The following is a 23,312-nucleotide window of genomic DNA, read 5'->3' on the forward strand; positions in this document are numbered from 1 at the left end:
AACAAAAGAAGCGGGCCGACTGGCCCGCTTTTTCATGGTCGAGAGATGCGATCAGCGGGGCAGGTCGCTCACGCCCATCAGGAACTCATCCACCGCCCGCGCTGCCTGGCGCCCTTCGCGGATCGCCCACACGACCAGCGACTGGCCGCGGCGCACGTCGCCTGCGGCAAACACCTTCGACACGTTGGTCGCATAGCCACCGGTGAAATCGGTGGTCGCCTTGGCATTGCCACGCGCGTCCTTGTCCACGCCGAACGACTCCAGCATGCTGGCCACCGGGTTCACGAAGCCCATCGCCAGCAGCACCAGGTCGGCCGGGATGATCTGCTCTGAGCCGGGCACCTCGGTCATCTTGCCGCCCTGCCACTCCACACGCACGGCCTTCAACGCTTTGACCTTGCCCTTCTCGCCGATGAACTCCTTCGTGGCGATGGCGAATTCACGCTCGCAGCCTTCTTCGTGGCTCGAGCTGGTGCGCAGCTTGATCGGCCAGTAGGGCCACACGAGCGGCTTGTCTTCCTGCTCGGGCGGCATGGGCATCAGCTCGAACTGGGTCACGCTCTTGGCACCATGGCGGTTGCTCGTGCCCACGCAGTCGCTGCCGGTGTCGCCGCCGCCGATCACGACGACGTGCTTGCCGTCGGCGCGCAGTTGGTCTTTCAGCTTGTCGCCGGCATTGACCTTGTTTTGCTGGGGCAGAAATTCCATCGCGAAGTGCACCCCGTCGAGGTCGCGGCCCGGTACCGGCAGGTCGCGCGACTGCTCGGCGCCACCGGCCAGCAGCACCGCATCGAACTGCTGCTGCAGCTCGTCGGCCGAGATCGTTTCCTTGGCCCAGTTGGTGACCTTGCTGCCTTCAGGCAGCTTGCCCACCAGCACGCCGGTCTTGAAAACCACGCCTTCCTTTTCCATCTGCGCCACGCGGCGGTCGATGTGCGACTTCTCCATCTTGAAGTCGGGGATGCCGTAGCGCAGCAGCCCACCCAGGCGGTCGTTCTTTTCGAACACGGTCACGTCATGGCCGGCGCGTGCCAGCTGCTGTGCAGCCGCGAGGCCTGCTGGGCCTGAGCCCACGATCGCGACCTTCTTGCCGGTCTTGGCCTTGGGCAAGCGCGGCTGCACCCAGCCCTCGGCCCAGGCGCGGTCGATGATCGCGTGCTCGATGCTCTTGATGCCCACCGCATCGTCGTTCACGTTCAGCGTGCAAGCAGCCTCGCACGGTGCCGGGCAGATGCGGCCGGTGAACTCGGGAAAGTTGTTGGTGGAGTCGAGCACCGCCCAGGCATTGGCCCAGTCACTGCGGTACACCAGGTCGTTGAAGTCCGGAATGATGTTGTTGACCGGGCAGCCGTTGTTGCAGAACGGGGTGCCGCAATCCATGCAGCGTGCGCTCTGGACCTTCGCCTCGTCCTCCTTCAACCCGATGACGAATTCCTTGTAGTTCTTCAGGCGCTTCTGGACGGGCTCGTAGCCCTCTTCCACACGCTCATATTCCATGAAGCCGGTGACTTTTCCCATGTTCGTGTCTCGTTCGAATTGCTACTGACGCCTCAAGCCTTCGCGCGGCTCTTGCCGCCGGACTTGCTCTCGCTCGCCTTGGCACGGGCGATGGTGTCGCCGGCCTCCTTGGCCGCGCTCATCTCGCCCAGCGCGCGCTTGTATTCGTTCGGGAAGACCTTCACGAACTTGGCACGTGCCTCGGCCCAGTGGTCGAGGATCTCGCGCGCACGCAGGCTGCCAGTCCAGCGGTGGTGGTCGTTGAGCAGCTTCTTGAGGATGGCTTCGTCGGTCTCGCCGCGGTGCCACACCGACTTGTCTGAGGCTGCTTCCTGTTCGGCCGACGGCACCACCTTCTCGAGCGACACCATCGAGGTGTTGCAGCGCGTGGCGAACTGGCCGTCTTCGTCGTACACGTACGCCACGCCGCCGCTCATGCCGGCCGCGAAGTTGCGCCCCGTCTTGCCGAGCACGGCCACGGTGCCACCGGTCATGTATTCACAGCCGTGGTCACCGGTGCCTTCGACGACCGCCGTCGCGCCCGACAGGCGCACCGCAAAGCGCTCGCCGCCCACGCCACGGAAGAACGCTTCACCGCTCGTCGCACCGTAGAGCACGGTATTGCCGACGATGATGTTGCGTGCCGCGTCGCCACGGAAGTCAATGCTCGGGCGCACGACCACGCGGCCACCCGACAAGCCCTTGCCGGTGTAGTCGTTCGCGTCGCCGATCAGGTACAGCGTGATGCCCTTGGCCAGGAAGGCGCCGAAGCTCTGCCCGCCGGTGCCTTCGGTCTGGATGAACACCGTCTCGTCAGGCAGGCCTTCCGGATGATGGCGCACGAGCTCGCCCGACAGCATGGCGCCGACGGTGCGGTTGACGTTGCGCGTCTGCTCGATGATCTGCACCTTCTCGCCACGCTCGATGGCGGGCTTGCACTTCTCGATCAGCTTGACGTCAAGCGCGCGGGCCAGGCCGTGATCCTGCGACTCGACGTGACGGCGTGCCACTTCGACAGGCGCGGCCGGCAGGTGGAAGACGCGGCTGAAGTCCAGACCCTTGGCCTTCCAGTGCGAGATGCCCTTCTTGGTGTCGAGCAGGTCGGCACGGCCGATGAGATCGTCGAACTTGCGGATGCCCAACTGCGCCATGATCTGGCGCGCTTCTTCGGCAACGAAGAAGAAATAGTTCACCACGTGCTCGGGGCGACCCTGGAACTTGGCGCGCAGCACCGGGTCCTGCGTGGCCACGCCCACCGGGCAGGTGTTGAGGTGGCACTTGCGCATCATGATGCAGCCCTCGACCACCAGCGGTGCGGTGGCGAAGCCGAACTCGTCAGCCCCCAGCAGCGCACCGATCACGACGTCGCGACCAGTCTTCATCTGGCCGTCGGCCTGCACGCGCACACGGCCGCGCAGGCGGTTCAGTACCAGGGTCTGCTGCGTCTCGGCGAGGCCCAGCTCCCACGGCGTGCCGGCATGCTTGATCGACGACCAGGGCGAGGCGCCCGTGCCACCGTCATGGCCGGCGATCACGATGTGGTCGGCCTTGGCCTTGGCCACGCCGGTGGCGATGGTGCCCACGCCGACTTCGGAGACGAGCTTCACGCTGATGTCGGCGCGTGAGTTGGCGTTCTTCAGGTCGTGGATGAGCTGCGCCAGGTCTTCGATCGAGTAGATGTCGTGGTGCGGCGGCGGGCTGATGAGGCCCACGCCCGGCACCGAGTAGCGCAGGAAGCCGATGTACTCGGACACCTTGCCGCCCGGCAGCTGACCGCCCTCGCCCGGCTTCGCGCCCTGGGCCATCTTGATCTGGATCTGGTCGGCCGACGCGAGGTACTCGGTGGTGACACCGAAGCGGCCGGACGCCACCTGCTTGATCTTCGAGCGCAGCGAGTCGCCGGCCTTCAGTTCGTAGTCGGCCTCAACGACCTTCGCACCCACCACGTCGGACAGCTTGGTGCCGTCGGTGATCTTGATGCCCTTGAGCTCGTTGCGGTAACGCGCCGGATCTTCGCCGCCTTCACCGGTGTTGCTCTTGCCGCCGATGCGGTTCATCGCGACCGCGAGCGTGGCGTGCGCTTCGGTCGAGATCGAGCCGAGCGACATCGCGCCGGTGGCGAAACGCTTGACGATCTCGGCCGCGGGCTCCACCTCGTCGAGCGGGATGGCCTTGCTCTGGTCGATCTTGAACTCGAACAGGCCGCGCAGGGTCATGTGGCGGCGCGACTGGTCGTTGATGATCTGGGCGTATTCCTTGTAGGTGTCGTAGCGGTTGGCGCGCGTGCTGTGCTGCAGCTTGGCGATCGCGTCCGGCGTCCACATGTGCTCTTCGCCGCGGGTGCGCCAGGCGTATTCGCCACCGGCGTCCAACATGCCGGCGAGCACCGGGTCGTCGCCGAAGGCGGCCTTGTGCATGCGGATGCCTTCCTCGGCCACGTCGAACACGTCGATGCCGCCCACCTGGCTGGCGGTGCCGCGGAAGTACTTGTCGATCAGGCTCTTCTCCAGGCCGATGGCCTCGAAGAGCTGCGCACCGCAGTACGACATGTAGGTCGACACGCCCATCTTCGACATGATCTTCGAGAGACCCTTGCCGATCGCCTTCACGTAGTTGTAGATGGCCTTGTCGGCTGACAGGTCGCCCGGCAGTTCCTTGTGGAGGGAGGTAAGCGTCTCCATCGCGAGGTAGGGGTGCACGGCTTCGGCGCCGTAGCCCGCGAGCACGGCGAAGTGGTGCACCTCGCGCGCCGAACCGGTCTCGACCACGAGGCCGGCAGTCGTGCGCAGGCCTTCGCGCACCAGGTGTTGGTGCACGGCCGAGAGCGCCAGCAGCGCCGGGATCGCCACGTTATGGCGGTCCATGCGGCGGTCGCTGATGATGAGGATGTTGTGGCCGCTCTTGATCGCGTCCACGCTCTCGGCGCACAGCGACGCGAGCTTGGCTTCCACGCCCTCGTCACCCCAGGCCAGCGGGTAGGTGATGTTGAGCTCGTAGCTCTTGAACTTGCCGTTGGTGGTCTTCTCGATCTCGCGCAGGCGGGCCATGTCGGCGAAGTCGAGCACCGGCTGCGAGACCTCGAGCCGCATCGGCGGGTTGACCGCGTTGATGTCGAGCAGGTTGGGCTTGGGGCCGATGAAGGACACGAGCGACATCACCACCGCTTCGCGGATCGGGTCGATCGGCGGGTTTGTGACTTGCGCGAACAGCTGCTTGAAGTAGTTGTAGAGCGGCTTGTTCTTGTCCGACAGCACCGCGAGCGGCGAGTCGTTGCCCATCGAGCCGGTGCCTTCTTCGCCGGCTTGCGCCATCGGGCTCATCAGGAACTTGAGGTCTTCCTGCGTGTAGCCGAAGGCCTGCTGACGGTCGAGCAGCGATTCGCTGAATTCGGAGGCGGTGCCGATGGCTTCGATCGAGTCGAGGCGCACGCGCACGTTCTCGATCCACTGGCGATAGGGCTTGGCCAGCGCGAACTGGTTCTTCAGCTCCTCGTCTTCGATGATGCGGCCCTGCTCGAAGTCGATCAGGAACATCTTGCCCGGCTGCAGGCGCCACTTCTTGACGATCTTGTTCTCGGGGATCATGGGCAGCACGCCGGATTCCGAGGCCATGACGACGAGGTCGTCGTCGGTCACGATGTAGCGCGAGGGGCGCAGGCCGTTGCGGTCGAGCGTGGCGCCGATCTGGCGGCCGTCGGTGAAGACCATCGAGGCCGGGCCGTCCCACGGCTCCAGCATCGCGGCGTGGTACTCGTAGAACGCACGGCGGCGCTCGTCCATCGTGGTGTGCTGCTCCCACGCCTCGGGGATCATCATCATCGCGGCGTGCGCGAGCGAATAGCCGCTCATCGTGAGCAGCTCCAGCGCGTTGTCGAAGGTGGCAGTGTCGGACTGGCCTTCGAAGCTGATCGGGTAGAGCTTCTGCAGGTCGTCACCCAGCACCGGGGACTTCATCACGCCTTCGCGGGCCCGCATCCAGTTGAAGTTGCCCTTGACCGTGTTGATCTCGCCGTTGTGGGCAACCATGCGATACGGGTGCGCGAGCGGCCACTCGGGGAAGGTGTTGGTCGAGAAGCGCTGGTGCACGAGCGCGAGCGCGGAGGTGACGCGCGGGTCCTGCAGGTCCTTGTAGTACTTGCCGACCTGGTCGGCCAGCAGCAGGCCCTTGTAGATGATGGTGCGGCAGCTCATGCTGGGCACGTAGTACTCGTGGCTGTGCGTGAGCTTCAGGCGCTGGATGGCGCTCGAAGCCGTCTTGCGGATCACGTACAGCTTGCGCTCGAGTGCGTCGGGCACGATCACGTCGGGGCCACGTCCGATGAAGACTTGGCGGATGATCGGCTCCTTCTGGCGCACGGTGGGCGACATCGGCATCTCGGTGTCGACCGGCACGTCGCGCCAGCCGAGCAGCACCTGGCCTTCGACCTTGATGGCGCGCTCCACCGCCTGCTCGCAGGCGAGGCGCGAGGCGTGTTCCTTGGGCAGGAAGATCATGCCCACGCCGTATTCGCCGGGCGGCGGCAGCTCGACGCCCTTGGCGGCCATCTCGGCACGGTAGAACTCGTCGGGGATCTGGATCAGGATGCCGGCGCCGTCGCCCATCAGCTTGTCGGCACCAACGGCGCCGCGATGGTCGAGGTTCTCGAGGATCTTCAGGCCCTGCTCGACGATGTGGTGGGCCTTCTGGCCCTTGATGTGGGCGACGAAGCCGACACCGCAGGCGTCATGCTCGTTGGCCGGGTTGTACAGGCCGTGCTCGGCGCTGTCTTGAAGTTCTGCAGGGGTGGGGACACCCATGGCGGCCTGGTTCATGGCGCACTCCATCTAGGAAACGGGGGATGTGCCGAGAATACTGCGGCGCACCACAGGATTCAATGAAATTAAACGGGGTCTGGCCCCAATTAATCACTCATCGCAGACTTGATGGTCATAAATAGGGCCAGATCAACCGACTGTTTTTCGAGGTCGCCCTCGAGGTCGAGGCGCCAGTCGCCGTGTCGTGACGCCCTCAAGCGCTTGGCGGAACTCCGCCCCCCCGAGTGGCCACGCTGCATTCAACGCCACCACGATTTCCTGCATCTGCCGCTCAGTGAGTGCCTGCTGATAAGCCTGACGATAGACGGCTTCGCGCTCGAAGGGCGTGTTGCCAAGCGCCCAGTATTGGGCCGGCTCTGTCACGAGGGGATCGACCTTCGCCCCAAGGTGGTGGGCTGCGCTCGACCAGGCACCCGCGCTTTCAACGAACAACATGCAAGAAAGCAAGTGTTGTTCCGGTTCCAGCACGGTGGCCCGGAAGCGCCCCTCCCAGAGTCCTCCGGAACGCCCGTGCCTGCGGTTGAAGCGGGTGACGTAACGCCGCCCGATCGCCTGGACCAGCTTGCTCAGGCTGTCCGCCGCCGAGGGAGTGACCAAGAGGCGCACCTCATCGTCCAGGAGCGCATAGGCATGGACCTGAACGCCGTGCTGGAGAGCCGCTTCTCGTAGAAGCGCCTGGTACAGCTCACGGTCAACGTCATCGAGGAACACAGCCCGTCGGTCGTGGCCACGCTGCACGAGCAAGTGCGGCCAGCGGGGAATGCACAGGCGCGTCAGCCGAGCCATGGCCTCATTCGAACAGGCGGCGGCCGGTGAGGCGCTCGTGTTCCTTCAGGGCGTAGCGGTCGGTCATGCCGGCGATGTAGTCGGCGATGCCGCGTGGCGTGGGATCGAAGCGTCCGGGCCTCGCTTCAGCCGGGTCGGCGCGATACGCACCGAACAGGTCGCGGATGACCTGCTTGGCGCTGTCGGTCGTGGCGACGACATTTGGGTGTCGGTACAGGTTGACCCGCAGGAAGCGCTTCAATGCCTGGCTGTCGAGAGCCATCCCCTCGCTGAACGACACCAGCGGGGCCGATGATCGCCGCACTTCGTCGACACTGCCTGGGGCGGCAGCGGCAAGCGTCTGCGACGTGGCTTCGAGCACGTCGTACACCTGGGCCGACAGCATGCGCCGGATGGCCTCGAACAACAGACGGCGACCGGTGAGCTGCGGGTGCTCCTGCAGTGCCTCGCGGCGAAAGCGCGCGAAGAGAGGCACCTCGTCCAGCTGCTCCATGTCGATCAACCCGGAGCGCACCCCGTCGTCCACGTCGTGCGCGTTGTAGGCGATCTCGTCGGCGATGTTGCACAGCTGCGCCTCCAGGCTGGGCTGGGTGCGGTCGACGAAGCGACGCGCAACGCCGTCGGGCTCCAAAGCCACCAGGGCCTTCGCATGTCGAAGCGAGCAATGCTTGAGGATGCCTTCGCGGGTCTCGAAGGTCAGGTTGAGGCCGTCGAAGTCGGGATAGCGTTCCTCCAAGGCATCGACGACGCGCAGGCTCTGCAGGTTGTGCTCGAACCCGCCGCTCGCGGGATCGGCGTCGCGCAGGCAATCGTCCAAGGCATCCTGCCCGGCATGGCCGAACGGCGTGTGGCCGAGGTCGTGTGCCAATGCGATCGTTTCGACGAGATCCTCGTTCAGCCCCAAGGTGCGTGCGATCGAACGGCCGAGCTGCGCGACCTCGAGTGAGTGGGTCAGCCGGGTTCGGAAAAGATCGCCCTCGTGGTTGAGGAACACTTGGGTCTTGTAGACCAGGCGACGAAACGCCGTGCTGTGCACGATGCGGTCGCGGTCGCGCTGGTAGTCGCTGCGCGTGGGCGCCGGAGGCTCCGGGTAGCGCCGGCCACGCGAAAGCGCAGGGTCGCACGCGTAAGGCTTGAGCATGCGCAGCAGACGCGCCGAAGGTCAGCCCGTGTGGGCGGCGATCACCTCGCGCACCAGCGCCTCAGGCGCCGGCCGCATCGCGGCACGGCCAGGGGCCTCGATGACGACGAAGCGGATCTCGCCCCCTTCGGATTTCTTGTCGACGCGCATCAGCTCGAGGTAGCGGTCCGCTCCCAGCGCCGGCCCGCGAATCGGCAGGCGCGCGCGCTCGATCAGGCGCGTCAGGCGGCCAGCGTAAGCGGCGTCGACAAGGCCCAGCCTGTGCGACAGGTCGATGGCCATCACCATGCCGCAACCCACCGCCTCACCGTGCAACCACTCACCGTAACCCAGGCCCGCTTCGATCGCATGGCCGAAGGTGTGGCCGAAATTGAGGATGGCCCTTAGGCCGGATTCGCGCTCGTCCTGGCCGACCACCCAGGCCTTGATCTCGCACGACCGCTTCACTGCGTGGGCCAGAGCGGGTTTGTCTCGTGCGAGAAGTGCGTCGAGGTTGATGTCGATCCAGTTGAGGAATGCATCGTCGGCAATCGGCCCGTACTTGATGACCTCGGCCAGGCCGGCGGACAACTCGCGCTCGGGCAAGGTGTCGAGCGAGTCGAGATCGGCGATCACGCGCAGCGGTTGATAGAACGCGCCGATCATGTTCTTGCCCAGGGGATGGTTGATGGCGGTCTTGCCGCCTACCGACGAGTCGACCTGAGCAAGCAAGGTGGTGGGGATCTGCACGAACGGCACCCCACGCATGTAGCAAGCGGCGGCGAAGCCGGCCATGTCTCCCACCACACCGCCACCAAGCGCGAAGATCAGGGTCTTGCGGTCACAGCCGGCGCCCAACAATGCGTCGAAGATCAGATTGAGCGATGTCCAGTCCTTGTGGGCTTCCCCATCCGGCAATTCGACCGTCAGAACATTCTTGTACTTCGATCGCAGCTGACTGAGCACCCGCTCTGAATACAGCTTGGACACGGTCGGATTGGTAACCACGGCTGCCGTCGCCGCGACGGGGAGATCGCTCAACCAAGAGGGAGCGTCCAACAAGCCCGTACCGATGATGATGTCGTAGCTTCGGTCGGCAAGCTCGATACCGATATGTTCGATCTTTGTTGCACCCATGCGAGCAGTGTAGCGGCGCCGTATCAGCGCTCTGGCGCGCCTGGCGACGGGTCCACAGGCGATGGGGTCAGGGTCGGGTCGATCTCACCTGCGAGCTCCAGCTGCATCAGGACAGTGTTCACCAAGGCAGCCACCGAAGGGCGCCCGGTTTCCACGGTGAAGTGGGCGAGCCGGCGATAAAGAGGGTCTCGCTGTTGGTAAAGCTCTCGCAGTTTCGCCAGAGGGTCGGCCACCTGCAGCAGCGGTCGAGAACTGTCGTGGCGCAGGCGTCGATAGAGCTCTTCGGGTGAAGAGTGAAGATAGATGACACGACAGCGGGTGTTCAGCCGCTGTTGATTTTCCGGCTTGAGAACCGCCCCACCACCCGTCGCAATGACCAGTCGCGTGGTCAACGTCAACTCGTCGACGACTGACGATTCAAGCTCGCGGAAAGCCTTCTCACCCTCGCGTTCGAAGAAACTTCGAATGGAAGTGCCGATGCGCTTCTCGATGAGCGCATCGGAGTCGGCGAAGCTCCAACTTAGACGCTTGGCAAGCTGCCGCCCGACAGTGGACTTCCCGCCTCCGGGCATGCCGACAAGCGCCAGCGCTGTGATGCCGGCGTTTCCATTCATCGCTAGGAGAGCTGCGATTGGCTAGTTGCCCGATCCCGAGGCAGCAGTGACGGTCACGATAGCGACGCGTTTCAGGTCATCCATCACGGTGACCTGTAATTCCAGACACCCCAGCGCAAAAACCGAAAATTGCTGGTTGCGGTTGGCGACAACGTACTCACCAATATGTGTCGGCGCAGTCGCACCCGGCGGGCCAAACGTAAGGGCCTGATGGTGCGGGCTTAGAACCCGATAGGGAGCCGTTCCCCCGATGACAGTAACGTCAGCGACCTTTGCATAGGTAAGGGGAGCGAGCGCGCCGGGGCAATCCGCATCGCCGCTGGCAATAGAGGCCTCATCCGGACTCACTTGAAACGTTGAACCCACTTGCCCCGCCGTGTCATCACCGCTACCGCCGCAAGCGGACAGCAGCAGCAAACCGGCCAGCGGAATCATTACGAGCTTCTTTGTCTTCGCCTTCATATGTGTGCCACCTGTATTCGAGTTTCAACGTCCCAATGCGCGGACTTTTGCTGTAACTGATATCGGATCAGCGCGCAGCTGTCCGATCTGTGATCACCTTGGGAGTCAGGAATACCAGCAGTTCAGTCTTGGAAGTCGTGCGCGTCTTTGTCTTGAACAAGTTACCCAACAGAGGGATGTCACCCAGCAGCGGAACTTTGGTCACGTCATCGCGCTCGCTCTGCGTGAAGATACCGCCGATCACGACGGTGCCCCCGTTTTCAACCAGGATCTGAGTACGCACGTGTTTGGTGTCGATAGCAAAGCCTGCAGCGGTATTGCGACCCACGCTGTCCTTGTTGACGTCCACATCAAGGATCACGTTACCTTCGGGCGTGATTTGCGGCGTCACTTCCAGCTTCAGATTGGCCTTCCGGAATTGCAATGACGTGGCGCCACTGGAGGTAGCTGCCTGGTACGGAAGTTCCTCACCCTGCTCGATCAGCGCCTTAACTTGGTCAGCGGTGATGACTCGAGGGCTCGAAACAACCTTACCTTTACCGTCCGCCTCCAGAGCTGAAATCTCGAGGTTGAGGAACCTGTTGGCAGCCGCACTGAAAAGCGACACCGCAAACGTTGCCGCGCTGTAGTTGTTCTGGCCGTTCGCCGGAAGGTTGATGAACTGCGTATCGTTGAAAGGAATCGTTGTTCCTGAAACCTGACCGGTTTGCAGGCCAATGGCGTTCATGTTGCCACCCACACCAACGCTCAACTCGGGCGTGCCATAACCAGGGACACCACCGCGCAGACCACGCAAATCGGTTGAACCGAGCTTCACACCCAACGAGCGACCGAATGTATCGCCGGCTTCCACGATGCGCGCTTCGATGAGCACCTGACGAACAGGAATATCGATCTTCGCGATCATGGCTTGAATCTCTTCAAGCTTCGATGGGATGTCGGTGATGAAGAGCTGATTGGTCCGTGACTCCGCGATGACGCTGCCTCGCGTCGACAAAATGCGCGACGTGGAACCCCCACCCCCGCCGCTTTGACCTGCCAGACCCTTGGCGACGTCTTCAGCCTTCGTGTAGTTCAGCTGGAACGACTGGGTACGCAACGGTTCCAGGCTCGCGATTTGCGCCTTGGCTTCGAGCTCCACCTTTTCCTTGGCAGCCAGTTCATCCTTCGGCGCAATGAGGATCACATTGCCTGATTTCCGCAAGCCCAAACCCTTGGCCTGCAGGATGATGTCGAGAGCCTGATCCCAAGGGACATCCTTCAAACGCAAGGTCACGCTGCCCGTCACCGTATCGCTGGTCACGACGTTGAAATTGGTGAAGTCGGCAATGACCTGGAGCAACGCCCGCACCTCGATGTTCTGGAAGTTGAGCGACAGCTTCTCGCCGGCGTAGCCAGGGCCTTGCACGAGCTTGTTCGGGTCGATCTTCTGCTGCCGGACTTCAAGAACGAACTGGTTGTCGGTCTGATAGGCGCTGTGCTCCCAGGCTCCGCGGGGCTCCACCACCATGCGGACACGATCCCCCGACTGGAAGGCAGAGATGGATTGAACCGGCGTCCCGAAATCTGTGACGTCCAGACGCTTGCGTAGGCTCTCGGGCAGGCTGGATCGCAGAAATTCCACGACAAGGCTCTGACCTTGCTGGCGGATGTCGACGCCAACCTGATTGTTCGGCAGATCCACCACCACTCGGCCAGAACCGTCCTGGCCGCGGCGGAAGTCAACGCCTTTCAGCGCCAACTGGGACTGGTTCTGGCTTTCCGCGAAGTGCACCGGTTCGCTGCTCGTCGGAGAGCCGGATGCGGCGGGCGCGGCCGTGCTTTCCATGACGACCAGCAGCACCTTGCCTTGCAACTGCGCGCGATAGTTGGCCGCCTGCTTCAGGTTGAGCACCAGCCGCGTCCGATCGCCGGCCTGCGCCACGTTCACAGAGCGCAGATTGCCTTGGTTGATCTCAATGTTGGAACGCCCGAGCGCATTGCCCACGTTGGGCAGATCAAGCGCGATCCGAGGCGGCGTTTGCACCGTGAAGCCCGACGGCACGGCGGTCAAGGGTTCCGACAACTCGATCCGCACGATCTCGGAGCCGGCTTGTTGAGCGCTGTTGATCGACTGGATCGCGTTCTGCGCGTGAGTAGCCGCCGAAGCGCCGAAGAACAACGCGAGCGCATAGAGTCCAGCCCGCAATTTCCCCATGATCTGTATCTCCTGCATGTTCTTCATCGCGCCTTCTCCTGAAGTTGAAGGGAGCTGGTGCGCTCGATCCATTCGCCTGCTGCGTCTTGAACGATCTCGCGGAACGAGATGTCGGTTTCGGTGATCTTGGTGATCTTTCCGTAGTTCTGCCCGAGGTAGTCGCCCGCCTTGACCTGGTAAAGCAGGTTGTCGACTTTCAGCAGGGCATACGGTCGGCCTTGCTTGGTGACGCTTCCTACCATGCTCATGCTGTCGACGGGATACGCTTCCAGAGGCTCCTTGCGCCGATTGATTTCAGCAGCAAGCAGGGAGTTGGATTGACGCGCTTCCTGTTTGATGGCGACTGTCAACTTCTGGGCGCTGAACGGCTCAACGGCGTTGCCGGCGAGGTAAGGCTGCGGAATGAACTTCTTGGGCGCGGACAAGGGAGGCACGTTGGGCTTCACTTCACGGCGCTGCTGCTCGATCCACTGCTGGAGCTCGTCCTGCGACGCCGTGCACCCCACCAGGACGGCTGATGCGGGCAGCATCACCAGCACCGTGCGAACCAAGCGAACGAATATGGTGCTCATTTCTTGGCCCCCGCCTTAGCTTTGGCCGCAGCGGCGCGCTGTTCAGCAATCTCGTTGCTGTCCAAATAGCGATAGGTTCGGGCCGTGGCTTCCATGGCCAACAAGCCGGTCGCCTCCTTGCCCGACGCGTCTTTCCCGGCAGCGATGCTCAAGCCGTGAAGAGTCACGATGCGAGACAGGTTCGCGACGTCAGCCGCGAAATTGCCGATGTCGTGATAGCGGCCAGAGACGCGCACTGAAATCGGCAACTCGGCGTAATAGTCCTTCACGACAACCTGACCAGGACGGAAGAGCTCGAATTGCAGACCGCGGCCAAGACCAGCTTGGTTGATGTCGGACAGCAATGCATCCATCTCGGCTTTGCCAGGAAGCTGCTTCTCCAGCTGGGTCACGTATTCCTCGACCTGGAGCTTCTGCTTACGCAACTCTTCGAGATTCACTGCCTGAGCTAGCTTGCCCCGGTAGTCTTGCTTGAGCACTGGTTCCTTGCCGCGCTCAGTTTCCAGTTCCTCCGCCGCAGTGGACAGGAGCAAGAACCATCCAAGTACCACCATGAAGATTGCCAATGCAATCCAGACGGCCACCTTGGGCAGCATCGGCCACTGGCCTGGCTCGTTGGGATTGAGGCCGCGGAACTGAGACGCAGCTGCCCCGAAAACCGAGTTCAGGTCGACGTTGAGAGATTTGCCTTGTGTTGCCATGACGTGTCTGGCCTCAGGGTTTCGGCGGCTTCACGACTGCAGCACCGGCAGCAGGCTGGGACGCGACGCCTGACGCGGCAGCGGCAGCATCCTGGGGCCGCTTGATGCTGATCCGCATGGCGAAGTCATAGAGACGCTTCTGCTCCCGCCCGGCAGCCGCCTGGACAGTTGCCGCCTTGATCTCGACCAGCTCCGGGCGCATCAGCCATTCCGAGTTGTTGCCGGTGTTGCGCAGCAGCTCCGAGACGCGCTCGTTTGTTTGCGCCACGCCCGCAAGACTGAGCACCTGCCCGTCTTGCTTGATGGTCCGGTAGTAGATGCCTTCCGGCGTCTGCTTGACCAACTCGTTGAGCACATGCACCGGCACGTTGCGGTCGATCTGCAGGTCTTCCACCGCCTTCTGCCGCGCCTTGAGCGCCTCGATCTCGGAGCGAAGGTTGGCGATGTCCTTGATCTGGATTTCGAGTTCCTTGATCTTGGTCGTGAGGAACTGGTTGCGCTCCTGTTGGCCGACGGTCATCTGCTGCAGCACCAAGTACCACAAACCAACGACGACCAAGCCCGACGCGGCAGCCAAGCCCAATCCAACAAAGAAGGCCGCCTTGCGACGCTTGCGTTTTTCTTCCCGATGCGGGAGCAGGTTGATCAAGATCACTGCAGGAACCTCCGCATCGCCAAGCCGCAGGCCGTCAGGTAGGACGGCGCTTCGCGGCGCAGCTTGCTTTCACGCACAGCTGACCCAAGCTTCATGTTGTCGAAGGGGTTCACCACCATCGACGCGAACCCGGTGAGTTCGGTGACACGGTCCTTCAGGCCCGGCAAGGTCGCGGTGCCGCCAGCCAGCATCACGTAATGGACCTTGTGGTGCGGGGTGCTGGTGAAGAAGTACTGCAGCGCACGACCGATCTCTTGCGACAGGCTGTCGACGAACGGCGCGAGGATGGACGTCTCGTAGTCTTCAGGCAGGTCGGCGGCCAGCTTCTTCTGCTCTGCCTCTTCGAAAGAAAAACCGTACTGGCGCGAGATGAGTTGCGTCAACTGCGCACCACCGAAAGCCTGATCGCGGTCGTAGAGCATCTCATCGTCACGCAGCACCTTGAGGCTTGTCGTGTCGGCGCCGATCTCGAACAGCGCCACCAGCGCGTCCTTGCCTTCATTCGGCAGAGCTTCGATGAGGCGACTCATCGCGAGCCGCGACGCGTGGGACTCGATGTCAAGCACCACGGGCTTCAGGCCCGCCGCCTCGGCGAGGCCTTGCCGGTCTTGCACGCGATCCTTGCGAGATGCCGCGATCAGCACTTCGACATCACCGACGGAGGTCGGGCTCGGACCGATCACAGAGAAGTCAAGGCTGACTTCGTCCAGCGAGAAAGGAATGTATTGGTTCGCCTCGGACTCGACCTGCAGTTCGAGCTCTTCTTCACGAAGGCCCGCCGGCAACATGATCTTCTTGGTGATCACCGCCGACTGAGGCATGGCCATGATCACTTGCCGCGTCTTGGTGCCACTCTTGGTGACAACACGGCGCACAGCTTCCGCGACCTCGTCAAATTTCTCGATCTGACCATCGGCAATCCAGCCCTTTTCGAAGGGCTCGGCAGCGAAGCGCTCGAGTATGTACTCACCAGACGCGCTCTGCCCCAACTCGACCAGCTTGACGCTGGACGAGCTGATGTCCAAGCCGATCATCGGTGGATGCTTGCGGCCCAACAACATGTCTAGGAAGCTCACGAGACCCTCTCCCAACGCGCTCAAAAATGGGCGCTGGATTGTTAAGAAGTTACTTCAATGCTAGCAGTAAAGTCTTTGTACAACAAAGAAATTTCCAATTTTCACAACCTCGCCTCGTTGCGAAACTCTGACGCAAAACGCTGCCAAAAAACGGCAACTTCGGGTCAACCCTGAGCGCGTTTTGTCGCTTATTCGAGAAGCAGTTCACACCTCCGGTCGGCAGGGGGTCGATTCCTATAATCAGCCCCCACTTCGTTGGAGTTCCATGAGCGAAACCGATCGACAAGACGCCAGCCCGCCGCGCCGTTTCGCGTCATTGCCGCCGTGGGCGCAGTGGTTGGCCAAGGCGGCCGCCTGGTCGGTTGGGGGGCTCGCCGCTCTCGCCCTGATGGGGCTGATGCTGGCGGGCTTGGCTCTCGCGGTGGCGTATCCCAACTTGCCAGAAATCAGCGGACTGGTGGACTACCGCCCCAAGCTGCCGATGCGGGTGTACACATCGGATGGCGTGCTGCTGGGCGAGTTCGGCGAGGAGCGGCGCAACTTCACCCCCATCGCCCAGGTTCCCAAGGTGATGCAGCAGGCTGTGCTGGCCATTGAGGACGCACGCTTCTACCAGCACAGCGGGGTGGACTACAAGGGTGTGCTGCGGGCGGCCGTCGCCCAGTTCGCAGAATCCCGCAGCCAAGGCGCGTCGACCATCACGATGCAGGTCGCCCGCAACTTCTACCTGTCGACCGAGAAGACCTTCACCCGCAAGATCTATGAGGTGCTGTTGGCGCTGAAGATCGAGAGCATGCTCACCAAGGAGCAGATCCTCGAGGTCTACATGAACCAGATCTTCCTCGGACAGCGTGCCTACGGGTTTGCGGCTGCCAGCGAGATCTACTTCGGCAAACCGCTCAAGGATGTCACCATCGCCGAAGCGGCGATGCTCGCAGGGCTGCCCAAGGCGCCTTCCGCCTACAACCCGATCAACAACCCGAAGCGGGCCACCGTACGCCAGCAGTACATCATCGACCGCATGCTGGACAACGGCTTCATCACGCCCGAGCAGCACGAAGCCGCACGCGCGCAGACGCTGCGCTATCGGGCGCCGGCAGAGGTCGCGGTGCACGCCGAGTACGTGGCCGAGGCCGCCCGGCAGATGATCTTCAGCCAGTACGGCGAAGAGGCCTACACGCGCGGCCTGAACGTCTACCTGACGATCAATGCCGCCGAGCAGGTTGCGGCCTACCGGGCGCTGCGCAAAGGGATCCTCGACTATGAGCGTCGTCAGGTCTACCGAGGCCCCGAGGCCTACATCAACCTGCCGGGCAATGCCAAGGACATCGACGCACGCGTCGCCGAAGCGCTCGACGACCACCCCGACAACGACGAACTGCGCGCCGGCGTGGCCCTGGAAGCCAGCCCGCGCAAGGTGGTCGCCGTGTTGCAGAACGGAGAGACCATCACCGTCACCGGAGACGGCTTGAAGCCCGTCACCTCTGGGCTGGCCGAGAAGGGAAACCCAAAGACGCAGATCCGCCGGGGTGCCGTGATCCGCCTGATCAAGGGCCCGAAGGGCGATTGGTCGGTCACCCAGTTGCCGGAAGTGGAAGGTGCCTTCGTCTCATTGGACCCTCGCACAGGCTCGGTGCGTGCCATGGTCGGCGGCTTCGACTATGCGAAGAACAAGTTCAACCACGTGATCCAGGCGTGGCGGCAGCCTGGTTCGAGCTTCAAGCCCTTCATCTACTCGGCGGCGCTGGAAAAGGGCTTCACGCCCGCCACGGTCATCAACGACGCCCCACTTTTCTTCGACGCCGTGACCACCGGCAGCCAGCCATGGGAGCCGAAGAACTACGACGGCACCTTCGACGGCCCCATGTCCATGCGGCGTGGCCTCGCCAAGTCGAAGAACATGGTTTCGATCCGCATTCTGCAATCCGTGACGCCCGCCTATGCACAGGAATGGGTGACCCGCTTCGGCTTCGAAGCCGAGAAGCACCCTGCCTACCTCACGATGGCGCTCGGCGCCGGTTCGGTGACGCCGCTTCAGATGGCGTCTGCGTATGCGGTGTTCGCCAACGGCGGCTACCGGCTCAACCCCTACCTGATCAGCAAGATCACCGACAACAAGGGCCGCACGCTGAACGAGGCCAAGCCGCAGGCGCTAGACGACAGCACGCGTGCGATCGACGCTCGCAACGCGTTCGTGATGACGAGCCTGCTGCAGGAAGTGACCCGCGCCGGCACCGCCGCGCGCGCGCAGGGCACGCTGAAGCGCGCTGACATCTACGGCAAGACCGGCACGACCAACGACTCGATGGACGCCTGGTTTGCGGGCTACCAGCGCAACGTGGTCGCGGTGGTCTGGATCGGCTACGACACGCCGCGGAAGCTAGGCGACCGCGAAACCGGTGGTGGCCTGTCGCTCCCGGTGTGGATCGACTACATGGGCCAGGCCCTCAAGGGCGTGCCGGTGGCGGAAGCCTCGGCGCCGGAAGGCGTGGTCAATCTTGGCGGTGAGTGGTACTACGACGAATTCACCCACGGCAAGGGCGTGAGCAGCCTGGGCCTGGACGACAAGCTGCCGACCGCGCCCACCGAGGAAGAGAAGAAAAGCATCCTCGACCTCTTCAAGCGCTGAGCCAGCGCGCGGAGCGGACGCTTCAGGCCGTCGGCTTGAACGTGAGCGCGACGCCGGTCTGCTCGCTGGCACACGTCGATAGCAATGCGAAGAACTCGTGGCCTTCGCGCGTGTCCAGCCATCGGCCGTTCACATGCTTGAAGTGGTAGCCGCCGGAGCGTGCAGCCAGCCACAGTTCATGCAGCGGCGGCTGGGTGTTGATGATGAGCTTGCTGCCGTTGGGCAGGCTCAGCTCGAGCAAGCCACCGGTACGATGCGTGTCGATGTCGACCACGTCGTCCTGCAGCCACGCATCGACCGTGGCCTCGATCGACGACAACACCTCGCCTGCCAGTGCATGGAACTGTGCATCGGTGAGCGGCGTGGGAACGAGTTCAACGGTCATGATCAGGAGTCATTGCATGGCAGCCAGGCGAGTCAGTTTAGCGGCGCGGGCATTCGGAACGAATGCAGTAGGCCCTTTGGTGGCCTTGCTGCTGCTGTCGGCGTGCGGGCAGAAAGGCCCGCTCACGCTGCCCAAGCCGCCGGCGGCCGCAGCCGCCAGCGCACCTGCGGCATCCGCACCCCGCTGAGCTTTACAGGCGCCCTTCTTGCACCGCGTGGCAGGCCACGCGGGCGCCGTCGATCGTGGTGAGGACGGGGCGCTCCACACGACACCGCTCGTTCGCGTGCGGGCACCGGGGGTGGAACGAGCACCCTGTCGGCGGAGCCAATGGGTTGGGCACCTCGCCCTGCACCGGCGTTCGCGCGCGGCCGGTCATTCCGATGTCCGGGATCGCGTCGATCAACATGCGGGTATAGGGGTGACGCGGCATGCCGAAGATCTTCGATTTCTCGGCGACTTCGACCAGGCGGCCGAGGTACATCACCCCCACGCTGTCGCTCACGTGCCGGACCACCGCGAGGTTGTGCGAGATGAAGAGGTACGTGAGGCCATGGCGCTGTTGCAGGTCCTTCATGAGATTGAGCACCTGCGCCTGCACCGAGACATCGAGCGCCGACGTCGGCTCGTCGCACACCAGGAATTCAGGCTGCGTGGCCAGCGCCCGTGCGATCGAGACACGCTGACGCTGGCCGCCTGAAAACTGATGCGGGTACTTGTGCATGTCGGCAGCGACCAAGCCCACCGAGCCGAGCAGTTCGCCCACCCGGCCGTCGAGTTCGCTGGCACCGGCCACGAGGCGATGCTCGGTCAGCGCCTCGGCCACGATCTCGCGCACCCTCCATCGCGGGTTGAGGCTGGCGTAAGGGTCCTGGAAGATCATCTGCATGCGACGCCGCAGCGACAAGGCGTCCCGCCCAGCGAGCACCGTCGCGATGTCGGCGCCATCGAAGGCCACGCTGCCGTCCGTGGGTCGGTGCAAACCCACCAGGAGGCGCGCGACCGTGCTCTTGCCACAGCCCGACTCACCCACCAGCGCCAGCGTGCGGCCGCGCTCGATCGCAAAACTCACCTCGTCGACCGCATGCACCCACTGGCGCGGTCGGCGCTCGATCACCCGGTTGAGCCACGGCGGCGAGACGTCGAACCGCTTGCTCAGCGACCTGGCTTCGACCAGCGCGCTCATCCCGTGGCGCTCCGGTCATGGAGCCAGCACGCCGCCTGTGACGTGTCGGCTGGCATCAGGCCTGGCCGCTCCACGTGGCAGCGCGGCATCACGCGAGGGCAACGCGTGTGAAAGGCGCAACCGGTGGGAATCGCATCGAGGCGCGGCATGGCGCTGTCGATCTGCACCAGGCGCTCGCGGTCGTGGGTGATGGCAGGAATCGCCCCCATGAGGCCGACGGTGTACGGATGCGCCGGCGCATGGATGACCGATTGCACCGGCCCGAGCTCGGCCACGCGGCCGGCATACATCACCGCCACCCGGTCGCAGGTCTCGGCGATCACGCCCATGTCATGGGTGATGAGCATCACCGCGGCCCCATGCTCCTTGCACACACGCTTGAGCAAGGCGATCACCTGGGCCTGCACCGACACATCGAGCGCGGTCGTCGGCTCGTCAGCCACCACCAGCCGCGGCTCGGCGGCCAATGCGAGCGCAATGACCACGCGCTGGCGCATGCCGCCTGAGAACTGATGCGGGTAGTGATTGAATCGCTGCTCGGGCGCCGGAATGCCCGTCTCGCGCAGCAGCGAGATCGCACGCTCGCGCGCCTGCGCCTCGCTCACCGGAAGGTGCACGCGGATCGTTTCGGTGAGCTGGCGCCCGACGGTGTAGAGCGGGTTCAGCGAGGTGAGCGGGTCCTGGAAGATGGCGCCGATGTGGCGACCGCGCAGCTTGCGCATCTCTTCGTGCGGCAGGTTGTCGATGCGGCGACCGTTGAAGCGGATTTCACCGCCGGCAATGCGTCCTGGCGGCTCGATGAGCCCGATGATGGCCGCGCCCGTGAGTGACTTGCCCGCGCCGGACTCACCCACGACCCCCAGCACCTCGCCCGGTGCGATGCTGAACGACACCTCGTCCAGCGCCACCAGCGTGCCGCGCCGCGACGGGAACTCCACGCGCAGCCGGTCGACTTCGAGCAATGGCAATGTGCTCATGCGTCAGCGCAGGCGAGGGTTGAGGGCATCGCGCAACCAGTCGCCCAGCAGGTTGATGCTCAAGGCGATCAGCACCAGCGCCGCCCCGGGGAAGATGGTGATCCACCACTCGCCCGACATCAGGAAGTCGTTGCCGACGCGGATCAAGGTGCCGAGCGAGGGCGAGGTCACGGGCATGCCGACACCCAGGAAAGACAGCGTCGCTTCGATGAGGATCGCCGAGGCCACCTGGATGGTAGCCAGCACCGTCACCGGCCCCAGCACGTTGGGCAGCACGTGCCGCCGCATCAGCCGCAATGGCGGTACACCGATCACACGGGCGGCCTGCACGTATTCCTTGTTGCGCTCGACCAGCGTCGACCCGCGCACCGTGCGCGCGTATTGCACCCAGCCGGTCAGCGAGATGGCCACGATGAGCACCGCGAAGGCCAGGCTGTCGTGAGCCGCCGGAAAGAGCGCCCGGCCGACACCGTCCACCAGCAGTGCCACCAGGATGGCGGGGAAGGACAGCATCACGTCGCACACCCGCATGATCGCCGCATCGATCCTGCCGCCGACGTATCCGGCGATGAGCCCGAGCGTCACGCCGATGAGCACCGACACCAGCACCGACGCCACGCCCACCATCAGCGAGATGCGAGTGCCGTACATCAGGGCCGACAGGATGTCGCGGCCCTGGGCGTCGGTGCCGAGCAGGTAGCGCGGCTTGCCGTCGGCCAGCCAGGCGGGCGGCAACAGGGCATCGGCGAGCTCCAGGCTCGCCAGGTCCATCGGGTTGTGCGGCGCGACCAGGCCCGCAAACGCTGCACAGAACAGGCACACGAAAGCGATCGCCGCCGACACCATCGCCGACGGCGAGCGCTTGAAGCTGTGCCAGACGTCGCTGTCGAAGAAACGGGCTGTTGCCGTGCCGCTCACTTCGCCTTCTCGTTCACGACCACATACTTGTAAGGCATGTAGTTGTCAGCCAGCTGCACCAGCTCGATGTTGCGCTTCATCGCCCAGGCCAGCGCCTGCTGATGAAGCGGAAGGTGACCGATGTCGGCCGCGTGCGCCTCGAAGGCTTCCTTGATCATCGCGTTGCGCTTGGCCTGATCGGTCTCGCTCTGGATCTTGAGCGTGAGCTCATCGACCTTCGCGTTGCTGTAGGCACCGAGGTTGAACTGGCCCTGCCCTTTCTCAGTGGGCGAAGCCATCAGGGCCGACAGCGCGTTATGCGAGTCGTAGGTGCTCGGGGTCCAGCCCAGCAGGTAGAAGCTCGTGTCGCGACGCAGGATCTTGGGGAAGTAGGTGACCTTGGTTTCGGTCTGCAGGTTCACCTTCACACCGATGCGCGCAAGATTGGCCGCCACCGCCTGGCAGATGTCGGCGTCGTTGACGTAGCGGTCGTTGGGGCAGTTGAGCGCCACCTCGAAACCGCTTGGGTAGCCGGCCTCGGCCAGAAGCTTTTTCGCGGCCTCGACGTCGTAGGGCAATCGCTTGTTCTGCTCGGCCGAGAAGCCGCGGATGCCCGGGCCCACCATCAAGGCCGTGGGCAGCGCCGCGCCGCGCATCACCCGGCTCTTGATCGTCTCGATGTCGATGGCCTGGTAGAAGGCCTGGCGCACGCGCTTGTCCTTGAAGGGGTTCTTGCCCTTCACGTTGGAGAAGAGCAACTCGTCGCGCTTCTGGTCCATGCCGAGGAAGATCGTGCGCAGCTCGGGACCTTGCATCACCTTGAGCTTGGGCGAGGCCTTGATGCGCTCCACGTCTTGCAGTGGCACCGGCTCCATCACGTCGACCTCGCCCGAGAGCAGCGCGGCCACGCGCGTGGCGGCGTTGCCGATCGGCGTGAAGATCACTTCGGTGACGTTGGTGTCAACCTTGTCCCAGTAGGTGCCGTTGCGCACGAGCACCGTGCGCGAGCCCGGCTGGCGCTCCTTGAGGCGGAAGGGCCCGGTGCCATTGGCCTTGAAGCTCGCAGCGTTCTCGATGCCCTTGCGACGGTCGACGGGGGCTTGTGCCTTGTTGTCCTCGCACCATTTCTTGCTCATCACGAAGACGTTGGTGAGGACGTCCGGCAAGATGGGGAACGGCGTGAGCGTCTCCACCTCCACGGTGTGCGCGTCGATCTTGCGGACTTCCTTGAAGGTGTTGGTGTAGCCCTGCATGTCGGAGCCGGCACCGGCTGCGCGGTTGAAGGAGAACACCACGTCGTCGGCGGTGAAGGGCGTGCCGTCGTGGAAGTTCACACCACGCCGCAGCTCGAATCGCCAGACGGTGGGCTTGGGCTGTGACCATCGGGTCGCGAGGCCCGGCGAGAGGCCGAGCTTCTTGTCGCGTGCGACGAGCGGCTCGTAGATGTTGTTGGTGAACGTGAGCTGCAGCGACTCGTTCAGCGAATGCGGGTCCATCGACTGCGCATCGCCCTGGTTGGCCACCCGCAGCGTCACGGCTTGCGTCGAGCCCGCCATCAGCAGCACGCTCAGGATCATCGAGACATGGTGATTCCGCTTCATCGTCTGTCC

Annotated in this window: 19 protein-coding genes; 2 read left to right on the plus strand and 17 right to left on the minus strand. The window is 63.8% G+C overall.

The window, feature by feature from the left end:
* Positions 1-51 precede the first annotated feature (51 nt).
* The 12 genes from JI745_RS10240 to JI745_RS10295 all read right to left on the minus strand — a co-directional run bounded on the left by JI745_RS10240 (position 52) and on the right by JI745_RS10295 (position 15,616).
* Positions 52-1,518 carry a glutamate synthase subunit beta gene (locus JI745_RS10240; protein ID WP_201805905.1) on the minus strand — a complete coding sequence of 489 codons (1,467 nt, stop codon included), beginning with the start codon at positions 1,516-1,518 and terminating at the stop codon, positions 52-54.
* Between the two features lie 32 nt (positions 1,519-1,550).
* On the minus strand, positions 1,551-6,308 hold the full coding sequence (locus JI745_RS10245; protein ID WP_201805906.1) for a glutamate synthase-related protein: 4,758 nt from the start codon (positions 6,306-6,308) through the stop codon (positions 1,551-1,553).
* Between the two features lie 132 nt (positions 6,309-6,440).
* Complete coding sequence (locus tag JI745_RS10250; RefSeq protein ID WP_201805908.1) at positions 6,441-7,097, minus strand: transposase; 657 nt, start codon at positions 7,095-7,097, stop codon at positions 6,441-6,443.
* A gap of 4 nt (positions 7,098-7,101) precedes the next feature.
* The gene (locus JI745_RS10255) at positions 7,102-8,238 is read right to left on the minus strand and encodes a deoxyguanosinetriphosphate triphosphohydrolase (RefSeq protein WP_201805909.1); all 1,137 of its coding nucleotides are present in this window, start codon (positions 8,236-8,238) and stop codon (positions 7,102-7,104) included.
* 21 nt (positions 8,239-8,259) lie between these two features.
* A complete protein-coding gene (gene aroB / locus JI745_RS10260) occupies positions 8,260-9,354 on the minus strand; it encodes a 3-dehydroquinate synthase (RefSeq protein WP_201805910.1) in 1,095 nt (364 codons plus the stop codon).
* A 23-nt stretch (positions 9,355-9,377) separates the two neighbouring features.
* A complete protein-coding gene (locus JI745_RS10265; protein WP_201805911.1) occupies positions 9,378-9,968 on the minus strand; it encodes a shikimate kinase in 591 nt (196 codons plus the stop codon).
* A 21-nt stretch (positions 9,969-9,989) separates the two neighbouring features.
* Complete coding sequence (locus tag JI745_RS10270) at positions 9,990-10,430, minus strand: hypothetical protein (RefSeq protein ID WP_201805912.1); 441 nt, start codon at positions 10,428-10,430, stop codon at positions 9,990-9,992.
* Between the two features lie 67 nt (positions 10,431-10,497).
* Entirely contained in the window at positions 10,498-12,654 is a 2,157-nt protein-coding gene (gene pilQ, locus JI745_RS10275) for a type IV pilus secretin PilQ (protein ID WP_236674956.1), read from the minus strand.
* Positions 12,651-13,199 (minus strand): pilus assembly protein PilP, encoded by a 549-nt coding sequence (locus tag JI745_RS10280; protein WP_201805914.1) that lies wholly within the window; start codon positions 13,197-13,199, stop codon positions 12,651-12,653. Before JI745_RS10280 ends, pilQ begins: the two co-directional genes overlap by 4 nt.
* On the minus strand, positions 13,196-13,900 hold the full coding sequence (locus tag JI745_RS10285) for a type 4a pilus biogenesis protein PilO (RefSeq protein WP_201805916.1): 705 nt from the start codon (positions 13,898-13,900) through the stop codon (positions 13,196-13,198). Before JI745_RS10285 ends, JI745_RS10280 begins: the two co-directional genes overlap by 4 nt.
* Before the next feature lie 13 nt (positions 13,901-13,913).
* Positions 13,914-14,555 carry a PilN domain-containing protein gene (locus JI745_RS10290; RefSeq protein ID WP_201805918.1) on the minus strand — a complete coding sequence of 214 codons (642 nt, stop codon included), beginning with the start codon at positions 14,553-14,555 and terminating at the stop codon, positions 13,914-13,916.
* Positions 14,552-15,616, minus strand: a complete 1,065-nt coding sequence (locus JI745_RS10295) for a pilus assembly protein PilM (RefSeq protein ID WP_201812472.1) — start codon at positions 15,614-15,616, stop codon at positions 14,552-14,554. Before JI745_RS10295 ends, JI745_RS10290 begins: the two co-directional genes overlap by 4 nt.
* A gap of 280 nt (positions 15,617-15,896) precedes the next feature.
* Between JI745_RS10295 and JI745_RS10300 the strand changes: the two genes are divergently transcribed.
* Positions 15,897-18,260: a penicillin-binding protein 1A gene (locus JI745_RS10300; RefSeq protein WP_201805920.1), complete on the plus strand. Its 2,364-nt coding sequence runs from the start codon at positions 15,897-15,899 to the stop codon at positions 18,258-18,260.
* Positions 18,261-18,282: 22 nt separating this feature from the next.
* On the opposite strand, the gene cyaY is transcribed toward JI745_RS10300, so the two are convergent.
* Positions 18,283-18,645: an iron donor protein CyaY gene (cyaY, locus tag JI745_RS10305; RefSeq protein ID WP_201805922.1), complete on the minus strand. Its 363-nt coding sequence runs from the start codon at positions 18,643-18,645 to the stop codon at positions 18,283-18,285.
* A 16-nt stretch (positions 18,646-18,661) separates the two neighbouring features.
* Between cyaY and JI745_RS10310 the strand changes: the two genes are divergently transcribed.
* A complete protein-coding gene (locus tag JI745_RS10310) occupies positions 18,662-18,832 on the plus strand; it encodes an LPS translocon maturation chaperone LptM (protein ID WP_201805924.1) in 171 nt (56 codons plus the stop codon).
* A 3-nt stretch (positions 18,833-18,835) separates the two neighbouring features.
* Here JI745_RS10310 and JI745_RS10315 read toward each other — a convergent pair whose 3' ends face one another.
* Genes JI745_RS10315 through JI745_RS10330 form a run of 4 tightly spaced genes read right to left on the minus strand, consistent with a single transcriptional unit; the run spans position 18,836 to position 23,279 of the window.
* Positions 18,836-19,828, minus strand: coding sequence for an ABC transporter ATP-binding protein (locus JI745_RS10315; RefSeq protein ID WP_201805926.1), 993 nt, complete (start codon positions 19,826-19,828; stop codon positions 18,836-18,838).
* The gene (locus JI745_RS10320; protein WP_201805927.1) at positions 19,825-20,805 is read right to left on the minus strand and encodes an ABC transporter ATP-binding protein; all 981 of its coding nucleotides are present in this window, start codon (positions 20,803-20,805) and stop codon (positions 19,825-19,827) included. Before JI745_RS10320 ends, JI745_RS10315 begins: the two co-directional genes overlap by 4 nt.
* Before the next feature lie 3 nt (positions 20,806-20,808).
* Complete coding sequence (locus tag JI745_RS10325) at positions 20,809-21,723, minus strand: ABC transporter permease (RefSeq protein WP_310738564.1); 915 nt, start codon at positions 21,721-21,723, stop codon at positions 20,809-20,811.
* A complete protein-coding gene (locus JI745_RS10330) occupies positions 21,720-23,279 on the minus strand; it encodes an ABC transporter substrate-binding protein (RefSeq protein WP_404932846.1) in 1,560 nt (519 codons plus the stop codon). The genes JI745_RS10325 and JI745_RS10330 overlap by 4 nt, the downstream gene beginning before the upstream one ends.
* Positions 23,280-23,312 lie beyond the last annotated feature (33 nt).

Source organism: Piscinibacter sp. HJYY11 (genome assembly GCF_016735515.1).
GTDB lineage: Bacteria > Pseudomonadota > Gammaproteobacteria > Burkholderiales > Burkholderiaceae_C > Rhizobacter.

Excerpts from the sequence above, each read along its gene's own strand:
- JI745_RS10240 (WP_201805905.1), bottom strand. The coding sequence starts at position 1,518 with ATGGGAAAAGTCACCGGCTTCATGGAATATGAGCGTGTGGAAGAGGGC.
- JI745_RS10245 (WP_201805906.1), bottom strand. The coding sequence starts at position 6,308 with ATGAACCAGGCCGCCATGGGTGTCCCCACCCCTGCAGAACTTCAAGAC.
- JI745_RS10250 (WP_201805908.1), bottom strand. The coding sequence starts at position 7,097 with ATGGCTCGGCTGACGCGCCTGTGCATTCCCCGCTGGCCGCACTTGCTC.
- JI745_RS10255 (WP_201805909.1), bottom strand. The coding sequence starts at position 8,238 with ATGCTCAAGCCTTACGCGTGCGACCCTGCGCTTTCGCGTGGCCGGCGC.
- aroB (WP_201805910.1), bottom strand. The coding sequence starts at position 9,354 with ATGGGTGCAACAAAGATCGAACATATCGGTATCGAGCTTGCCGACCGA.
- JI745_RS10265 (WP_201805911.1), bottom strand. The coding sequence starts at position 9,968 with ATGAATGGAAACGCCGGCATCACAGCGCTGGCGCTTGTCGGCATGCCC.
- JI745_RS10270 (WP_201805912.1), bottom strand. The coding sequence starts at position 10,430 with ATGAAGGCGAAGACAAAGAAGCTCGTAATGATTCCGCTGGCCGGTTTG.
- pilQ (WP_236674956.1), bottom strand. The coding sequence starts at position 12,654 with ATGAAGAACATGCAGGAGATACAGATCATGGGGAAATTGCGGGCTGGA.
- JI745_RS10280 (WP_201805914.1), bottom strand. The coding sequence starts at position 13,199 with ATGAGCACCATATTCGTTCGCTTGGTTCGCACGGTGCTGGTGATGCTG.
- JI745_RS10285 (WP_201805916.1), bottom strand. The coding sequence starts at position 13,900 with ATGGCAACACAAGGCAAATCTCTCAACGTCGACCTGAACTCGGTTTTC.
- JI745_RS10295 (WP_201812472.1), bottom strand. The coding sequence starts at position 15,616 with ATGTTGTTGGGCCGCAAGCATCCACCGATGATCGGCTTGGACATCAGC.
- JI745_RS10300 (WP_201805920.1), top strand. The coding sequence starts at position 15,897 with ATGAGCGAAACCGATCGACAAGACGCCAGCCCGCCGCGCCGTTTCGCG.
- cyaY (WP_201805922.1), bottom strand. The coding sequence starts at position 18,645 with ATGACCGTTGAACTCGTTCCCACGCCGCTCACCGATGCACAGTTCCAT.
- JI745_RS10310 (WP_201805924.1), top strand. The coding sequence starts at position 18,662 with ATGGCAGCCAGGCGAGTCAGTTTAGCGGCGCGGGCATTCGGAACGAAT.
- JI745_RS10315 (WP_201805926.1), bottom strand. The coding sequence starts at position 19,828 with ATGAGCGCGCTGGTCGAAGCCAGGTCGCTGAGCAAGCGGTTCGACGTC.
- JI745_RS10320 (WP_201805927.1), bottom strand. The coding sequence starts at position 20,805 with ATGAGCACATTGCCATTGCTCGAAGTCGACCGGCTGCGCGTGGAGTTC.
- JI745_RS10330 (WP_404932846.1), bottom strand. The coding sequence starts at position 23,279 with ATGATCCTGAGCGTGCTGCTGATGGCGGGCTCGACGCAAGCCGTGACG.